The following is a 14,988-nucleotide window of genomic DNA, read 5'->3' as shown; positions in this document are numbered from 1 at the left end:
CGTGAGGTCTCACAGAACGAAGGAGTTCACCCGAATGGATGTCACAGGCAGGACCGTCCTGATCGCCGGAGGCGCCTCGGGCCTCGGCCTGGCCACCGCGCGGCGACTGCGCGCCGAGGGCGCTCGCGTCGTGGCGGCCGATCTGCCCGGATCCATCGCCCGGACGGCGGCGACACCGGATGCGGAGGGCATCGAGTTCGCCGCAGCGGACGTCACCGACGAGCAGGCGGTCGCCGATGCCGTCACGCTCGCGAACTCGCGCGGCGACCTGTCGGTCGTGGTCAACTGCGCGGGGATCGGAGATCCGCAGCTGACGGTCTCGAAGACAGGACCGCAGGATCTCGCCCGCTTCGAACGCGTCGTGCGTGTCAATCTCATCGGGACGTTCAACGTCGTGCGGCTGGCCGCCGCGGCCATGATGGCCAACGACCGCGCGGGCGAGGAGCGCGGCGTCATCGTCAACACCGCGTCGGCGGCAGCGTTCGACGGCCAGATCGGCCAGGCGTCCTACGCCGCCTCGAAGGCGGGCATCGCCGGCATGACGCTCCCGCTCGCCCGGGAGCTCGCGCGCCACGCCATCCGGGTGGTCACGATCGCACCGGGGCTCTTCGACACACCCCTGCTCGGCCAGCTGCCCGACGAGACGCGCGCCGCACTCGGCGCCCAGGTCCCCTTCCCCTCGCGCCTCGGCCGCCCCGAGGAATACGCCGACCTCGTCGCGGCGGTGACGGCGAACCCCATGCTCAACGGCGAGACGATCCGGCTGGACGGCTCGATCCGGATGGCGCCGCGGTAGTCGCGGCGGAAGCGAAGAAGACAGGAGTGACAATGACCGTCACGGTTCCGGGCCTCATGCAGGACTTCCCGCTCACCACGAACCACTTCCTCTGGCGCATGGCGCGCGTGAACCCGCGCACGCGCGTCGTCACGATCCTCGACGACGAAGGGACGTCCGACGAGACCACGCTCGGCGATGTCGCTGACCGCAGCCTGAGGCTCGCAGCGTCCCTCGACCGCCTCGGCATCCGGCCGGGTGACCGCATCGGGACCGTCGCGTGGAACACCGTGTCGCACCTGATCGCCTACTTCGGCGTCATGTCGATGGGAGCCGTGCTGCACACCGTCAATCTGCGCCTGCACGCACAGCAGATCGTGTGGACCGTCAATCATGCCGAGGACCGCATCCTCATCGTCGACGACAACCTCGCCGAACTGGTGTTCCCGCTTCTGGCCGACATGCCGACGGTGGAGCGCATCGTCGTCATCGGCGGTGGCGACGTGCCGGAGGCGCCGGTGCCCGTGCAGCGTTTCGACGCGCTCGCCGACGCGGACCCCGGCGACTACCGGATGCCGGAACTGGACGAGCGGTCGGCCGCGGCCCTGTGCTACACGTCCGGCACGACCGGCGACCCGAAGGGCGTCCTCTACTCGCATCGCTCGATCGCGGTGCACTCCCTGATCATGTCGGGCTCGGACGTCTTCGGCATCGCCAAGCACGACGTCGTGCTCGCGACCGTCCCCATGTTCCACGCGATGGGCTGGGGCCTGCCGTTCCTCGCGACGATGGCCGGCGCCGATCTCGTCCTGCCGGGGCGCCACCTCGGGGCCAGGAGCCTGGCGCGAACGATCGCCGCGCATCGCGTGACGTGGTCGACGGGGGTGCCGACGATCTGGATGGATCTGCTCCGCCATGTCGACGCCGGCGGCGACGCCGCGAGGGACGGTCTCGCACCACTGCGCAAGCTCATCCTCGGGGGGACGAAGGTCCCCGAGGACCTGATCCGCCGCTTCGCGCGCGATCTCGACGTCGAGGTCATCTCGGGCTGGGGGATGACCGAGATCTTCCCGGGCGGCGCCGTCGCCGCGACCGACCCCCGGCTCTCGACCGAGGACAACCTCGCCCACCAGACGATCGCAGGCCGGATCAGCCCCTTCTACGAACTGCGTCTGGTCGACGACGAGGGCATCGTGCAGCCGCACGACGGCCGAAGCCGGGGTGAGATCCAGATGCGCGGGCCGTCGGTCGCGGGGGCGTACTTCCGACTCGAGGACGAGGCGGCGGACCGCTTCGACGACGGCTGGCTGCGCACCGGCGACATCGGCACCGTCGATGCCGAAGGCTGGGTCACCCTCGTCGACCGCTCGAAGGACATGATCAAATCCGGCGGAGAGTGGATCTCGTCCGCAGACCTCGAATCGGCCCTCCAGAACCACGAGCTGGTGGCGGAGTGCGCGGTCGTCGGGCGCCCCGATGACCGCTGGAGTGAGCGCCCGCACGCGTTCGTCGTCCTCACCGAGGACGTGCCGGATGCCAACCTGAAGGACTTCCTGGCCGGCCAGGTGCCGAAGTGGTGGATCCCCGAGGAGTTCGAGCGGATCGACGCCATACCCCGGACGACGACCGGCAAGTTCGACAAGAAGCTGCTGCGCAGCCGATTGACACACACCGATGACCGCGTTATCGAAGGAGCACCCGCATGACCAGCGCCGTGATCGTGGACGCCGTGAGGACGGCATCCGGCAAGGGAAAGCCGGGCGGAGCGCTGTCGGGGGTCCACCCGTCGGAGATGCTCGCGACGGTGATCCGCGCCCTCGTGGATCGCGCGGGGATCGATCCCGCCCTCATCGACGACGTGATCGCCGGCTGCGTCAGCCAGGTCGGCGACCAGAGCAACAACATCGCGCGCACCGCCGCGCTGCTCGCGGGGCTGCCCGTCACCGTCCCCGGGACGACCGTCGACCGTCAGTGCGGGTCCAGCCAGCAGGCGGCCCATTTCGCCGCGCAGGGCGTGATCGCCGGCGCGTACGACATCGCGATCGCGGCCGGCGTCGAGTCGATGAGCCGCGTACCGATGTTCTCCAACGGCCAGGGCGGGCATCCCCACGCGGGACTCGATGCCCGGTTCCCCAGCCTGCCGCCGCAGGGCATCGGTGCCGAGCTCATCTGCTCGCGATGGGGCTTCGACCGCGACGCCGTCGACGCCTTCGCCGCGGCGTCCCACAGCCGTGCGGCGGCGGCCCAGGCGGGCGGTGTCTGGGATCGCGAGATCATCCCGGTCACACTGCCCGACGGATCGCCGCACACGGGCGACGAGACGGTGCGTCCGACGACCAGCGTCGAGGGACTCGCGGGGCTCGCGCCCGCGTTCCGCTCCTCCGGGTATGGCGAGCGCTACCCGGAGATCGACTGGAAGATCACGGCGGGCAACTCCTCGCCGCTCACCGACGGCGCCTCCGGCATGCTCATCATGAGCGAGGACCTCGCACAGAGGCTCGATCTGACCCCCCGTGCGCGCTTCCACAGCTTCGCCGTCATCGGATCCGACCCCGAGATCATGCTCACCGGGCCGATCGACGCCGCTCGGAAGATCATGGCCAAGGCCGGGATGACGATCTCGGACTTCGACGCCTACGAGGTCAACGAGGCCTTCGCACCCGTGCCGATGGCGTGGGCCGAGGACCTGGGGGCCGACCCCGCGCTGCTGAATCCGCGCGGCGGGGCGATCGCACTGGGGCACCCGCTGGGCGCATCGGGGACCCGCCTGATGACGACGATGCTGCACTATCTCGAGGACACCGGCGGCCGCTTCGGCCTGCAGGCGATCTGCGAGGCGGGCGGCATGGCCAACGCGACGATCATCGAGCGGCTGTAGTCACTCCTGCAACAGCGAAGAGGCCCGGTTCCCACCGGGCCTCTTCGCTGTTGCGCTCTCGCCGGCGGTCAGTCGAGGATCGTGACGACCTTGGACGGGCAGATCGCGGCCCCTTCGCGTGCCTTCGCCTGCAGCGCGGCGCCCTCGGGGCTGTCGTCCAGCAGAACGACGATGCCGTCGTCCTCACGCTGGTCGTAGATCTCGGGCGCGACCATCACGCAGTTGCCCGCCGCGATGCAGCGGCTCTCGTCGATCAGGATCTTCATTGTCTCTCCTTCCGGGGAACGCGCTCAGTCGAGCACTCGCTCGGCGTTCCGCTGATAGTTCTGGGCGAGCTGCCGGCGCAGCCGCGCGAGCACCGGGCCGTGGCCGCGCGCGATCACGCCGCGCAGCTCTCCGTCGTCATAGGCCGCGAGGACCCACTTCGACCCCTCGAGCGAGCCGTCCTCGAAGACGAGGTCCGCGGTGGGGTCGACCATCCCGAAGGACTGGATCTTGAAGTCGTACTGATCGGTCCAGAAGAACGGGACGGGCGCATACGGCGCCTCCTCGCCGGCGATGGTGCGGGCCAGATGGACGGCACCTTCGATCGCGTTGGAGCGCGTCTCCATCCGCATCACGCGGTCGAGCGACGTGTGGACGAAACGCGCGACGTCGCCGACCGCGTACACGTCGTCCGCTGCGCGCTGGCGATGGTCGGTGACCACACCGTTGTCGAGCTCGATGCCGCTCGACTCGAGCCACGCCACGTTGGGAGCGGCGCCCACCGACATCAGGACGACGTCGACCTCCAGCTCAGTGCCGTCTGCGAGACACAGCGCCGTCACCCGGTCGCCGTCGCTGACCACGCCCTCGACCTGCGTGCCCAGGTGGAATCTCACGCCGTGGGCGACATGCTGGTCGAGCAGCCACCGCGCGACATCCGGGGTCAGTCGCTCGCGCATCGGCAGGTCGGCCGGCTCGATCACCGACACCTGGACGCCGCGCTTGGTGGCCGTCGAAGCCACCTCGAGCCCGATGAGACCGCTGCCGACGATCGCCAGCCGGGTGCCCGGCACGAGACTGCGCTCGAAGGCCTCGGCGTCGGCGATCGTGCGCAGCACGTGGACGTTCGCAGAGCCGGCGAGAGAGGGGATACGGCGCGGAGTTGCTCCGGTCGCGATCACGAGCGTGTCGTAGCCGACCGACTCACCGGTCTCGAGCCGCACCTCCTTGGCGGTGGTGTCGAGAGCGACGGCGCGCACGCCGAGGCGGAGCTCGACCTGGGCCGTGCTCAGCTCCTCGTGCGAGGCGAGGCCCAGCGAGTCGAGCCCGGCCGTGCCGAGCAGGACGCCCTTCGACAGCGGGGGGCGGTCATACGGAAGCTCGGCCTCCTCGCCGATGAGGGTGATCGCCCCCTCGTATCCCATGCGGCGAAGGTTCAGCGCCACCCCGGACCCCGCCGCGGAGGCCCCCACGATGACGACCCGCGCACCGGGGTCGGTTGCATCCCGAGGCTCGGTCATGCCCGCTCCCAGTTCACGATGAGCTGCGGCGTGCCCTTCATGAGGCGACGCTCGCGCCATCCCTCGGCGGGCTCGACGTTGGTGAAGGTCTTGTAGCGGCCGAGCACCGCCTTGAGTGCGAGGTTGATCTCCATGCGCGCGAGCTGGGCCCCCACGCACGCATGCGGGCCATAGCCGAACGCCATGTGCGGCTTCGGGTCGACACGGTCGATGTCGAGCACGTCGGGGTTCGGGTACGCGGCCGGATCGTGGTGCGCCGCCTGGAAGTTCCCGCCCACGGCGTCGCCGGCCTTGATGTGGACGCCGCCGAGCTCCATGTCCTCGGTGGCGATGCGGCCGCGCGCGATGCCGACGCCGACGCTCACGCAGCGCAGCAGCTCCTCGGTCGCCCGGGGCAGGGCCTCGGGCTCGTTGCGCAGCCGCGTGAACAGTTCAGGCTCGTACGAGAGCCACTCGAGCATGCCGTTGAGCATCGAACCGGTGGCGTCGTGCCCGGCGGCCAGGAGCGTCATCCCGAGGGTGCGCAGCTCATCCTCGGTCCACTCGCCGGCCTCGGTGTCGTGGATCATGGCGCTCATCAGGTCATCGCCGGGGTTGCGCTTCTTCTCCTCGTACAGCTTGTCGAAGTAGGTGGCGATGAGGACGTAGGCCTCCATGACCTGCTCGAGCGTCTGGGCGCGCGAGTCGACGACGAAGTACGACGCCTCGAGGAACTCGCGGTCCTCGATCGGCGGAGCGCCGAGCAGCGAGCAGAGCACCCGCACCGGGAGGATCCGCGAGAACGTGTCGCTGACGTTGGCGGGGTTGCCGGAGCGCTCGAGATCGTCGAGGGCCTCCTCGACGAGCCGCGCGGTGTCGGGGATCAGCTTCTGGACCCGCTTGACGGTCAGGTGCTTCATGAGCACCTTGCGCTTGGTCTGGTGCTTCTCGCCGTCGTAGGCCATGAACGACGGCGTCGCCATCTTCTCGGCCTGACGCATCCGGGGGTACTCGTCGAGATCCAGCATCGCCTCGATGCTGAAGCGCGGGTCGTTGTACATCTGGCGGGCGAGATCGTAGGTGAGCGTCATCCAGCCGTCGCCCTCGCCGAAGGGGAACGCGACGGGGACGACGCTCGCCTGCTCGCGCAGTTCGGCATAGTCCCGCTTGATCCCCTCGGCGTTGACGAGGTTCTGCTTGGCGGGCATCGGGTAGGGAAGGGTTGCAGTCATCATCGACTCCTCATGCTCTCTGGCTGGTGGTGGGGTGCTCTGTCGTGGTCATGACGAGGTCGCTGAGCGGTTCGCCGGCGGAGTACACGCCGCCGAAGAGCAGCGCGCCGTCGGTGGTCAGGCGCAGCGCGAAGCGGGTCCGGGAGTCCGCGGACTCCACCGGCTCGGCGTCGGCGATGCAGATGCGCCGGTCGCGGTCGGCGGACGTGAAGCGGTAGTGGCCGTCGGATTCCTCCAGCGCGGGCTCGGCGATCACAACCTCGAGGAAGCCGCCGTGCCCGGTGAAACGGAGGAATCCGCCGAAGCGCCAGGACGTCTCAGGGGCCAGATCGATGGCGGTCAGCGGGAAGCGGAAGACGCCGCCGCCGACGAGCCCGATGTCCGGCGACACGTCGCACACGCCATCAGGAAGCCCCTTGACGTAGCGCAGGAAGGAGTCCTTCACCGACCAGTCCATCCAGCCGGCCGCGGTGGCCGCCTGGCCGCGCTCCGCGCTCACGATCGTCTCCATGGGTTTCTCCTCGGTCATTCGGATGCGAACGTCAGCACGGGCTTGACGACACGGCCGGAGTGAGTCGCCTCCTCCGCGTCATTGACGGACTCGAACGGGAATGTCTCGATCAGTCGGTCGAAGGGGAACTCCCCCGCCTTCCAATGCGCGATCAGCCGGGGGATCAGCTCGTGGGGGTCGGCCGCTCCCTCGAGCACGTACCCCACCTTCTTGCCGGTCAGCTGGGTCGGATGCACGGACAGCGCGTCCGCGCTCGCGCCGACGAGGACGAGTTCGCCTCCGATCCGGAGGGTGCCGAGCGCCGTCTCCATCACCGCTGACCGGGCCGTGGTGTCCAGCGCGAAGTCCATCCCGGGGCCGTCGCCGACCACCTTCTCGTCCGCCAGCGGGTCCTTCCCCCGCACGACGCGCGTCGCTCCCAGCTCCAGCGCCAGCTCGAGCCGCTCGGGCACCACGTCGATCGCGACGATGTCGGACGCGCCCGCGAGCTTCGCGGCCATGATCGCGGCGAGTCCGACCGCTCCGGCGCCGAACACGGCGATGCTCTGTCCGGGCTGAAGCCCCATGGCGGTCAGGACCGTGCCCGCGCCGGTCTGGATCCCGCATCCGAGCGGTCCGAGCAGCTCGAGCGGCAGGTCCGCGTCGACGACGACAAGGCTGCGCTGGTCGACGACGGCATGGCGGGCGAACGACGACTGGCCGAACCAGCGCGTCCCGATGTCCCGCTGCTCGGCATCCGTGCCACCGCTCGTGCCGTCGACGTTGCGGGCGGTCATGTTCATCCCGGTGAACAGTTCGCAGTACGAGGGCGTGCCACCGGCGCACTGCGCGCACACGCCGCAATAGGCGAAGGTCAGCACGACCGCGTCGCCGATCGCCACGTCGGTCACCTCGGAGCCCGCATCGACGACGACGCCGGCGCCTTCGTGACCGAGGACCGCCGGGAGGGCGTACGAGGCGAGACCCCGCGGCATCACGTCGGTATGGCAGAACCCCGCGCCGACGACGCGGACGAGCACGCTCGTCGGGCCCAGGTCCGACAGGGTGACCTGCTCGAGCGCGAACGGCGCGTCGGGCTCGCGCAGGACGGCGGCCTCGGTGGTGATGCTCATGCTGTCGCTCCTTCGGGCGTGCGAGCGCGTGCTGCGCCGTTGACGATCTCGAGCGCGGCCTCTCTGCCGGCACCATCGGCGATGACGCGCCTCAGCTTCATGATCTTTCGCGGCTCGTTGAGGGTCGCCGCGCCCACCACGCGATCGTCGGTGACGAAGAGCGCGACGAAGCGCGTGTCGTCGACGGAGCCGGCGACGATCTCGACGGAATCCGCGGTCGCGGTGCCGACGAACTGGATGCGCTGCTCGTACCAATCGCTCCAGAAGTAGGGGACGGTCGCGTAGGGCGCGAGACTGTCGGGAGTGACGGCGTTGCGCCCGGCTACCGCGGCCTGGTCGGCCGCGTTCGTCCAGTTCTCGAGACGCATCGTGAGCCCGAGTGCACGGTTCGGCCAGTGCGCGACGTCGCCGGCGGCGAACACTCCCGGCAGCGATGTCTGCATGTGCTCGTCGCACACGACGCCGCCGTCGCGGGCGTCGAGGTCGATGCCGGAATCCCGCAGCCAGCCGGTCGCCGGAGCCGCACCGATCCCGATCACGACCACGTCCGCGGGCAGGACCTCGCCGTTGCTCAGTCGCACCTCGCGGATCGCGTCGTCGCCCACGAACTCCTCGATGACGGTGCCGAGGATGAGGCGGGTGCCGTTCGCCGGATGCAGCGACGCGAGCGCGCCGCCGATCTCCTCGCCGACGGCCCGCACGAGCGGCACGGGTGCACCGTCGAGGACGGTCGCGTGCGCTCCCAGCTTCTTCGCCGACGAGGCGATCTCGGAGCCGATGAACCCGGCGCCGAGGATGACGACGCGCGCTCCGGGGACCACCAGCTCGCGCAGGCGATCGGCGTCCCCGATGCTGCGCAGTGTGACGATGCCGGCCAGGTCCGGCACGCCGGGGATCGTCCGCGGCGCCGCTCCCGTGGCGATGATCAGGGAGTCGTACCGGTACTCGTCGCGGTCGGTCACGACGACGCGGTCTTCGGCGCGCAACGCGATCGCCCTCTCGCCGAGCCTCAGTTCGACCCCGAGTTCTTCGCGGAGCGCGTCCTCGGTGCGGTAGACGTCAGCATCGACCTCGCCCAGCAGGTAGCGCTTCGACAGCGGCGGGCGATCATACGGCAGGTGCGTCTCAGCGCCGATGAGCGTGATCGCACCGTCGAATCCGGCCTTCCGCGCGGCCTCCACAGCGCGCAGCCCGGCGAGCGAGGCTCCGACGACGACAAGCTGCCCGCTCATCTCAGGCCGGCACTTCCACGAGACGCAGCGCGGCCGCCGGGCAACCGTTCACCGCCTGCTCGATCTCGTCCCGTTCGGCGGCCGAGACGTCCTCGCCCCGCACGATGAGGGTGCCGTCGTCGTCGACCTCGAAGCGGTCCGGCGCGTACGACTCGCAGATGCCGATGCCGGTGCAGCGGTTGCGGTCGACGTCGATTCGCAGAATGGTCATGTCTTCCTCGTTCCTCGCTCAGCGGATCGTGACGGGCAGGTGCCGCACGCCGTTGATGAAGTCGCTGACCAGCTGGACCGGCTCGCCGATCTCGATGTCGGGCAGCTTGGTGAGTATCTGGCGGAACAGCGCGCGCAGCTGCGCCTTCGCGACGGCATTGCCGAGGCAGTAGTGCACCCCGCCTCCACCGAACGCCTGGTGGCGGTTCGGCGTGCGCGACAGGTCGAACCGCCCGGGCCGGTCGAACACCGACTCGTCGCGATTGCCCGAGCAGTAGAAGATGCCGACCTTGTCGCCGGCCGAGATGAGCTGCCCGCCCAGCTCGACGTCCTGCGTGGCGGTGCGGGCGAACTGCATGACGGGGCTCGCGTGGCGGACGAACTCCTCGATGGCTCCGACGATCCGCCCGTCGTAGTCGTCCATGAGCCAGCGCTTCTGATCCGGGTTCGCCTCGAGCTGCATGAGGCTCCACGTCGTCGTCTGCTTCGTGGTGTCGTTCCCGGCGGTCGCGAACAGCAGGGTGATCATTGTGAGGTCCATCTCGTCGAGGACCTCCCCGTCGATGTTCGCCTGCACGAGCGCCGTCATGATGTCGTCCTGGGGCTTCGCGCGCCGCGCCTCGGCGAGTTCGGTCGCGATCTGCGACAGCGTGCCGAACGCGGTCGCCGAGGTAGCGAACCGCTCCTCGCGCGAGCCGCCCACGCCGGGGTCCTGCAGCGCGAACAGGTCGTCGCCGGCCTGGCGGAATGTCTCCATGAGCTCTTCCGGGACGCCCAGGAGGTCGGCCACGGTCATCATGGGCAGTCGCGACGACACCTCGTCGACGAAGTCGATCTCACCGGCGCCGACCACGCGGTCGATGATTCCGGCGGCGCGCTCCTCGATCTTCTGGCTAAGACGTGCGACCGCCTTCGGGGTGAAGGCCGCGCTCATGATCTTGCGGTACGCCGTGTGCTTGGGCGGGTCGTAGTCGAGGAAGCTCGCCCCGGCATTCCCGGGAATCGGGTGGAGCGACGTCGTGCCCAGCTGCGAGCTGAACAGCTCGTGATGCATGCTCACGTGCGCGATGTCCTCGGCGCGCACCACCGCCCAGTACCCTGCCTCGCCGTGCTCTTCGGGAGCGAGGTCGAGGTCCTCCATCGGCGGGTGCCAGCTCACCGGGTGGTCGGCGCGGAGCTGTGCGAACGTCTCGTTGCGCTCGTCGAACGTCTTGCTCCAGAACGCGACGCTGGAGATGTCCAGGCCGGTGGTCGGCTCGTGGGCGGTTGCGTGGATCTGCATGTCACCTGTTCCTTCGGGCGGGATGCCGGGAGTCGATCGGGCGGTGAGCGGGCGCGGGCGGCGAGTCCGCCCTGCGCCTGCTCGGGACCGGGCTCAGGCCCGGCTGCCGACGATCTTCTGGTTGGGGAACGGGCCGGGCTTCACAGTGCCCGAGATGTCGTCGCCGTCGGCGACGAGGGTGTAGATCATGTGGAGCTTCATGGGCTTGTCGGTGTCGCCCTCGAAGGTCGCCGTGTCGCCCTCGAGCGCCACGTTGTAGAAGTCGACTCCTGCCTCGTCCACGCGCTCTGCTCCCAGCGGCTCGTCCGTGATGGCGAGCACGAACTTCTGCGGACCGGTCGGGGTCTTCACCTCGAGGTTCCAGGTACCGGTGATCTGCGACATCGCTGTCTCCCTTGCACTGCATCGTTGCGGTTCAGCCCGACTCCTGCGTCGGGTGAACTCATTAAACGGGACAGTGTCCGGTTTTGTCAACGATGCGGAGCGAATCCCCCGGAAATCGTCCAGGACGCGCGAAAGCGGGGGTGCCTCCACCCCCGCTTTCGCACAGAAGGCGCGTCAGTGCGCGGTCGGACCGTCCGACGGCGGGGCGAGCGCCTCGGCCCGGGCGGCGAGCTCGAACAGGTTCTGGAGCGCGTCGAGCGGCGCGGTCATGTCGAGGTCGGGCTCGTAGAGAAGCCGCAACTGGATTCCGTCGACCAACATGGACATGAGCATCGACAGCACCCGCGGGTCGATCGACTTCGGCGCATGGCCGGTCTCCTGCAGCCCCTCGAGCGCGGCGAATCCATGCTCGTTGGCCGCCCGGAACCGCTCCGCGAAGAACTGGTGAGCGGCGTTGTCGGGATCGGTGGCTTCTGCCGCCAGCCGAACGTACAGCTCCGTGAGGCCGGGGATGGCATGCTGCCACGCCATGCTGGTGCGCGTGATCTCGAAGAGGTCCTCGGGCGACGCATCCTCGAGGACCTCGAGAGCCGGCGCGTCGCGTTGCGCGATCAGCGCCGTGAGCAGCTGGTCCTTGCTGGCGAAGTGGTGGCCGATGCCGGTCTTGCTGAGCCCCGCGCGGGCGGCGACCTCTCGGATCGTCACCGCACCGTAGCCCTCCTCGGCGATGAGCTCGAGGGATGCCGCGAGGATCTCCTCGCGCTTCGCCACGCCTTTCGCGTACTGCCGCTTCTCCATGCCGCCCAGGCTACTGGTCGGCACGGCGAGGTCTCGCCGGCGGTCAGCCGATGGCGTACGTCTTGTGATTGGCAAAGGCATCCATTCCCGTCTCGCCGAGCTCGCGCCCGATTCCCGAGGCCTTGGTCCCCCCGAAGGGCGCCTCGACCGGCGCGCCGAACAGCGTGTTGATGCCGACGCCACCCGAATCGATGCCTTCGGCGACCAGTCGCGCCTCGTCGAGGTCCTCTCCGTAGACGGTCGCGCCGAGCCCGTACGGGGTGTCGTTGGCGAGCCGGACGGCATCGGCGGCATCGGCGGCTCGGTAGATCACCCCGAGCGGCCCGAAGGCCTCCTCGTAGTACAGCCTCATCCCGGGAACGACGCCGGTGAGCACCGCGGGATGGAAGTATGCGCTCCCCTCCTCCGCACGTCCCCCGGCGACCAGCACCGTCGCCCCCTTGCCCACGGCATCGTCATAGAGCGCCTGCAGGTCGGACGCCGCGCGTGCACTGGCCATCGGGCCGAGTGTCGTCGCGGGATCGAGGGGGTCGCCGACCACCTGCTCGCGGAAGAACGCGGTGTACTGCTCGATGAACTCGTCGGCGACCCTGTCCGTCACGATGACCCGCTTGGGTGAGTAGCAGACCTGACCGCCGAACATGAGCCGCATCATCGAGGACATGCCCGCCGCGGATGCGACATCCGCCGAGTCGAGGACGACGAACGGGTCCGAGCCTCCGAGTTCGAGCACGGCCGGCTTGACGTGCTCGGCCGCCTGCTGCCCGATCTTCGTTCCGATCTCATTCGACCCCGTGAAGGTCACGGCTCGCACCCGCGGATCGGCGATGTACCGCGAGACCTGCTCCCTGGTCGGCAGGATCGTCTGGTACACGCCCGGCGGGAAGCCTGCTTCTGCCATGAGCTCGTCGATGAGCAGCGTGGAGTTCGCGGTGAGCGCCGCGGGCTTCATGATGACGGTGTTGCCGAGCATGAGATTCGGCACCGTCGCCCGCATCGCCTGGTAGATCGGAGCGTTCCATGGCTCGATCGCGAGAACGACGCCTATCGGCTCCTTCCGCGTATACGCCTGACTCGCCAGCGGGAGCTCGACCGGCCTGTCGGCGAGCAGCTCAGGAGCGCGCTCGGCGTAATAGCGGAACATCTCGACGACCGTGCTCGCCTCCATCATGCCCTGGCCGAGCGGCTTGCCCGCCTCTTCGGCGTTGAGCTGCGCGTAGCGCTCAAGGTTCTCGGCGAAGACCGCGGCCGCATGCTCGAACAGCGCGATCCGGTCGGCGAGCGTGGTGCTCCGCCAGAGCCCGAACGCGGCATCCGCCTTCGCGAGCGCCTCCTCCGCCTCGGCATCGGTGAAGGCGGCGCGATCGAGGACGACCTCGCCCGTTGCCGGGTTCACCGTCGAGTAGGCGCCGCGCGTCAGCTGGGGATGGGTGGTCTGGGACATGACTGCTCCTTCGGGGTCTGCCACGATCAAGTTCCTGCTAGGGGATGCGTCCGTCCGTGCCGGCCCGGGCGATGACGATCTCGTCGACGACGGCGCGACGCGACAGAGCAGCGAGCATCGACGCGACGCCCGCGATCTCGGCGGCGCTGAGCATGGTGTTCCGCGGCACGGAGTCGCCGAGCCACGTCGTCATGTCCGTCGCGACGTATGCCGGGAGGATCGCCGTCGACGAGATCCCCTCCCCGGAGTGCTCCAGGTTGAGCGTCTTGACGAGCGAGACCAGCGCGGCTTTCGACGCCGCATAGGCACCCAGTTGCGCATGCGGATGCGCGCCGAGGATCGATCCGACCGCGATGACCTTGGCTCCGTGCTCTTCGTTGCGGGCGGCGGTCTCACGCAGCATCCCCAGCGCCGATCGGAACAGGCCGATCGCCGAGAACGCGTTGACGACCATCAGCTTGTGGAGCCGCTCCCCCGTCGCATCGGCGATCGGGCCGACCGTTCCCATCCCCGCGTTCAGGACCAGCGCATCGAGCGAGCCGCGGGCTTCGGCATGGGCGGCGACGATGTCCACGTAGCCCTCGGGGTCCGACAGATCGGCCGCGTGCACATGGACCTCGACGCCATGCTCGGCGCGAAGCGCGGCCGCCGCGGACTCCAGACGGTCGCGATCGCGGGCGCAGAGAGTCAGGGCGAAGCCGTCCGCGGCAAGCCTCTGGGCGATGGCGTATCCGATGCCGCGGCTTCCGCCCGTCACCAGCGCGGCGCGGGGGTGACGAGTGCGGGTCACCACTGTCGTGCTCCACGGATGGTGACTTGCGACATCGTCGTCTCCCAGCGCTGCGTCGTTGCGGTAACCCGGACATCCGCGTCCGCCGCGAGATCATTAAACGGGACAATGTCCGGTTTTGTCAACGTCGCAGCGGAGGCCACGTCGCCGGGAGGCATCGCCCTCGTACCGGATCAGCGCACGCCGAGCATCCGTCGCGCCAACTCCACGTACTCGGCAGCGAGCTCTTCGGCCTCGAGCCCGCCGCCGGAGCGATACCACTGCGAGACACCCGTGCACATAGTCACGAGCGCACGGACGGCGTCCCGCTCGTGCGCGACGCTGAAGACGCCTTGGAGAACACCCTCGTGAACGATCGACTCGAGCACCGCCTGCTGCCGGTCGCGCTCGGCGATGTGCTCTGCTCGCGCCTGCGGACCGAGGGAACGGATCTCGCTCGCTGCGATGAACGCCAGGTCGCCGCGATGCGCGTGGAAGAGGACGAGACACTCGACATGGGACGTCAGGCGACGAACCGGATCGGCGCCCGCCTCGGCATCCGCTGCGAGCGTTCGAGCATAGAGATCGGCCATCGCACTGCGCATGACGGCCACGAGCGTGGCCTCCTTCGACGGGTGGTGGTGATAGTACCCGGCCACCGAGAGGCCGGCTCGCGCCGCGATCACCCGGACGGTCGTCCCGTGGAAACCGCTCTCGACGAAGCACTCGAGGGCGGCCGCGAGCTCGGGGGGCAGCGCGTCTGCCGAGTAGTCGCGCCAGTCGTCGATCGGCGCGGCCTCGACGCTGGCCGGCTCATCCGCGGTCGTCACACGGGGCCTCCTTGACATTCGGCTGCAGGGTCGTCCATAGTCTACAG

Annotated in this window: 16 protein-coding genes; 3 read left to right on the top strand and 13 right to left on the bottom strand. The window is 69.3% G+C overall.

Translation table 11 applies throughout. From position 1 onward, the window contains the following. Positions 1 to 34: 34 nt before the first annotated feature. Genes HD594_RS04165 through HD594_RS04155 form a run of 3 tightly spaced genes read left to right on the top strand, consistent with a single transcriptional unit; the run spans position 35 to position 3,653 of the window. Positions 35 to 796, top strand: a complete 762-nt coding sequence (locus HD594_RS04165) for an SDR family NAD(P)-dependent oxidoreductase (RefSeq protein ID WP_184749756.1) — start codon at positions 35 to 37, stop codon at positions 794 to 796. Between the two features lie 32 nt (positions 797 to 828). Beyond that, positions 829 to 2,481 (top strand): long-chain-fatty-acid--CoA ligase, encoded by a 1,653-nt coding sequence (locus HD594_RS04160; protein WP_246414217.1) that lies wholly within the window; start codon positions 829 to 831, stop codon positions 2,479 to 2,481. Beyond that, a complete protein-coding gene (locus HD594_RS04155) occupies positions 2,478 to 3,653 on the top strand; it encodes a thiolase family protein (RefSeq protein ID WP_184749754.1) in 1,176 nt (391 codons plus the stop codon). The genes HD594_RS04160 and HD594_RS04155 overlap by 4 nt, the downstream gene beginning before the upstream one ends. A gap of 68 nt (positions 3,654 to 3,721) precedes the next feature. Here HD594_RS04155 and HD594_RS04150 read toward each other — a convergent pair whose 3' ends face one another. From HD594_RS04150 to HD594_RS04090, 13 genes are all read right to left on the bottom strand, one after another. Next, positions 3,722 to 3,919, bottom strand: a complete 198-nt coding sequence (locus HD594_RS04150; RefSeq protein ID WP_184749753.1) for a ferredoxin — start codon at positions 3,917 to 3,919, stop codon at positions 3,722 to 3,724. A gap of 24 nt (positions 3,920 to 3,943) precedes the next feature. Further along, entirely contained in the window at positions 3,944 to 5,158 is a 1,215-nt protein-coding gene (locus HD594_RS04145) for an NAD(P)/FAD-dependent oxidoreductase (RefSeq protein ID WP_184749752.1), read from the bottom strand. After that, entirely contained in the window at positions 5,155 to 6,369 is a 1,215-nt protein-coding gene (locus HD594_RS04140) for a cytochrome P450 (RefSeq protein WP_184749751.1), read from the bottom strand. Before HD594_RS04140 ends, HD594_RS04145 begins: the two co-directional genes overlap by 4 nt. A 10-nt stretch (positions 6,370 to 6,379) precedes the next feature. Next, positions 6,380 to 6,880 carry an HtaA domain-containing protein gene (locus tag HD594_RS04135; RefSeq protein ID WP_184749750.1) on the bottom strand — a complete coding sequence of 167 codons (501 nt, stop codon included), beginning with the start codon at positions 6,878 to 6,880 and terminating at the stop codon, positions 6,380 to 6,382. 14 nt (positions 6,881 to 6,894) lie between these two features. Continuing rightward, the gene (locus HD594_RS04130) at positions 6,895 to 7,992 is read right to left on the bottom strand and encodes an NAD(P)-dependent alcohol dehydrogenase (RefSeq protein WP_184749749.1); all 1,098 of its coding nucleotides are present in this window, start codon (positions 7,990 to 7,992) and stop codon (positions 6,895 to 6,897) included. Then, complete coding sequence (locus tag HD594_RS04125) at positions 7,989 to 9,224, bottom strand: NAD(P)/FAD-dependent oxidoreductase (protein ID WP_184749748.1); 1,236 nt, start codon at positions 9,222 to 9,224, stop codon at positions 7,989 to 7,991. Before HD594_RS04125 ends, HD594_RS04130 begins: the two co-directional genes overlap by 4 nt. 1 nt (position 9,225) lies before the next feature. Next, the gene (locus HD594_RS04120) at positions 9,226 to 9,435 is read right to left on the bottom strand and encodes a ferredoxin (protein ID WP_246413848.1); all 210 of its coding nucleotides are present in this window, start codon (positions 9,433 to 9,435) and stop codon (positions 9,226 to 9,228) included. An 18-nt stretch (positions 9,436 to 9,453) separates the two neighbouring features. Next, on the bottom strand, positions 9,454 to 10,716 hold the full coding sequence (locus HD594_RS04115) for a cytochrome P450 (RefSeq protein WP_184749747.1): 1,263 nt from the start codon (positions 10,714 to 10,716) through the stop codon (positions 9,454 to 9,456). Positions 10,717 to 10,809: 93 nt separating this feature from the next. Then, on the bottom strand, positions 10,810 to 11,100 hold the full coding sequence (locus HD594_RS04110; RefSeq protein ID WP_184749746.1) for a hypothetical protein: 291 nt from the start codon (positions 11,098 to 11,100) through the stop codon (positions 10,810 to 10,812). Positions 11,101 to 11,274: 174 nt separating this feature from the next. After that, positions 11,275 to 11,898 carry a TetR/AcrR family transcriptional regulator gene (locus HD594_RS04105; protein ID WP_184749745.1) on the bottom strand — a complete coding sequence of 208 codons (624 nt, stop codon included), beginning with the start codon at positions 11,896 to 11,898 and terminating at the stop codon, positions 11,275 to 11,277. Between the two features lie 43 nt (positions 11,899 to 11,941). After that, positions 11,942 to 13,342, bottom strand: a complete 1,401-nt coding sequence (locus HD594_RS04100) for an aldehyde dehydrogenase family protein (RefSeq protein WP_184749744.1) — start codon at positions 13,340 to 13,342, stop codon at positions 11,942 to 11,944. Positions 13,343 to 13,379: 37 nt separating this feature from the next. Next, positions 13,380 to 14,132 (bottom strand): SDR family NAD(P)-dependent oxidoreductase, encoded by a 753-nt coding sequence (locus tag HD594_RS04095; protein ID WP_184749743.1) that lies wholly within the window; start codon positions 14,130 to 14,132, stop codon positions 13,380 to 13,382. Between the two features lie 173 nt (positions 14,133 to 14,305). Beyond that, positions 14,306 to 14,941: a TetR/AcrR family transcriptional regulator gene (locus HD594_RS04090; RefSeq protein WP_221446544.1), complete on the bottom strand. Its 636-nt coding sequence runs from the start codon at positions 14,939 to 14,941 to the stop codon at positions 14,306 to 14,308. Positions 14,942 to 14,988: the final 47 nt, after the last annotated feature.

This window comes from Microbacterium thalassium (genome assembly GCF_014208045.1).
GTDB classification, from domain to species: Bacteria; Actinomycetota; Actinomycetes; order Actinomycetales; family Microbacteriaceae; genus Microbacterium; species Microbacterium thalassium.
The sequence above is the reverse complement of the archived record's forward strand: the minus strand, read 5'-3'. Positions and strand labels throughout refer to the sequence as shown.

What these genes read in the sequence shown, in the direction of transcription:
- HD594_RS04165 (WP_184749756.1), top strand. Translation starts at nt 35, where the DNA reads ATGGATGTCACAGGCAGGACCGTCCTGATCGCCGGAGGCGCCTCGGGC.
- HD594_RS04160 (WP_246414217.1), top strand. Translation starts at nt 829, where the DNA reads ATGACCGTCACGGTTCCGGGCCTCATGCAGGACTTCCCGCTCACCACG.
- HD594_RS04155 (WP_184749754.1), top strand. Translation starts at nt 2,478, where the DNA reads ATGACCAGCGCCGTGATCGTGGACGCCGTGAGGACGGCATCCGGCAAG.
- HD594_RS04150 (WP_184749753.1), bottom strand. Translation starts at nt 3,919, where the DNA reads ATGAAGATCCTGATCGACGAGAGCCGCTGCATCGCGGCGGGCAACTGC.
- HD594_RS04145 (WP_184749752.1), bottom strand. Translation starts at nt 5,158, where the DNA reads ATGACCGAGCCTCGGGATGCAACCGACCCCGGTGCGCGGGTCGTCATC.
- HD594_RS04140 (WP_184749751.1), bottom strand. Translation starts at nt 6,369, where the DNA reads ATGACTGCAACCCTTCCCTACCCGATGCCCGCCAAGCAGAACCTCGTC.
- HD594_RS04135 (WP_184749750.1), bottom strand. Translation starts at nt 6,880, where the DNA reads ATGGAGACGATCGTGAGCGCGGAGCGCGGCCAGGCGGCCACCGCGGCC.
- HD594_RS04130 (WP_184749749.1), bottom strand. Translation starts at nt 7,992, where the DNA reads ATGAGCATCACCACCGAGGCCGCCGTCCTGCGCGAGCCCGACGCGCCG.
- HD594_RS04125 (WP_184749748.1), bottom strand. Translation starts at nt 9,224, where the DNA reads ATGAGCGGGCAGCTTGTCGTCGTCGGAGCCTCGCTCGCCGGGCTGCGC.
- HD594_RS04120 (WP_246413848.1), bottom strand. Translation starts at nt 9,435, where the DNA reads ATGACCATTCTGCGAATCGACGTCGACCGCAACCGCTGCACCGGCATC.
- HD594_RS04115 (WP_184749747.1), bottom strand. Translation starts at nt 10,716, where the DNA reads ATGCAGATCCACGCAACCGCCCACGAGCCGACCACCGGCCTGGACATC.
- HD594_RS04110 (WP_184749746.1), bottom strand. Translation starts at nt 11,100, where the DNA reads ATGTCGCAGATCACCGGTACCTGGAACCTCGAGGTGAAGACCCCGACC.
- HD594_RS04105 (WP_184749745.1), bottom strand. Translation starts at nt 11,898, where the DNA reads ATGGAGAAGCGGCAGTACGCGAAAGGCGTGGCGAAGCGCGAGGAGATC.
- HD594_RS04100 (WP_184749744.1), bottom strand. Translation starts at nt 13,342, where the DNA reads ATGTCCCAGACCACCCATCCCCAGCTGACGCGCGGCGCCTACTCGACG.